This is a genomic window from Asaia sp. As-1742, assembly GCF_011753235.1.
Lineage (GTDB): Bacteria > Pseudomonadota > Alphaproteobacteria > Acetobacterales > Acetobacteraceae > Asaia > Asaia bogorensis_B.
This window is the reverse complement of sequence record NZ_VWWA01000057.1, coordinates 1-551: the sequence shown is the minus strand read 5'-3', so window position 1 is coordinate 551 and position 551 is coordinate 1. Positions and strand designations below refer to the sequence as shown.

Below are 551 nucleotides of genomic sequence, written 5' to 3'. Positions count from 1 at the left end.
AACTCACGGATGGGCATTTCTACGGGTGAGATTGGCGCCCATGGCGACGAGGATCATGGCCTGTGAGATGTCGATACGACGCTCATAGTCACGCACGAGACGTCGCCAGCGGGTCATCCAGCCAAAGCTCCGTTCCACGACCCATCGACGGGGCAGAATCTCGAAGCCCTTCGCTCCGTCCCGGCGTCGGATGACTTCGACGACGAAGTCCAGATAAGCCGCCTTGCCCATCAACTGGAGCCGGTCCTAAGCCCCGTCGGCGAACAGGTGCTTTACCCAGGGCCAGCGCTTGCGGATCGCATCCAGGATCATCTGCGCGCACGCGCTGTCAGAGATGTCGGCCGGGGTCAGATTGACCATCAGCAGACGTCCGTCTGTATCCACAGCAATATGCCGCTTGCGCCCGACGACCTTCTTGCCGGCGTCATAACCTCTTGTTTGCGCATGCGGTGCCTTGATGCTCTGGCTGTCGATCACCCCGGCGGTCGGGCTCGTCTCGCGACCTGACCGCTCCCGATCGAGCATTAGTTCGACGTCGTGGATGGTCTGAA

At 61.2% G+C, this 551-nt stretch carries 1 pseudogene; it reads right to left on the bottom strand.

From position 1 onward, the window contains the following. Positions 1-3: 3 nt before the first annotated feature. A pseudogene (locus F3J08_RS16865) lies at positions 4-551 on the bottom strand (IS5 family transposase); the annotation flags it as partial.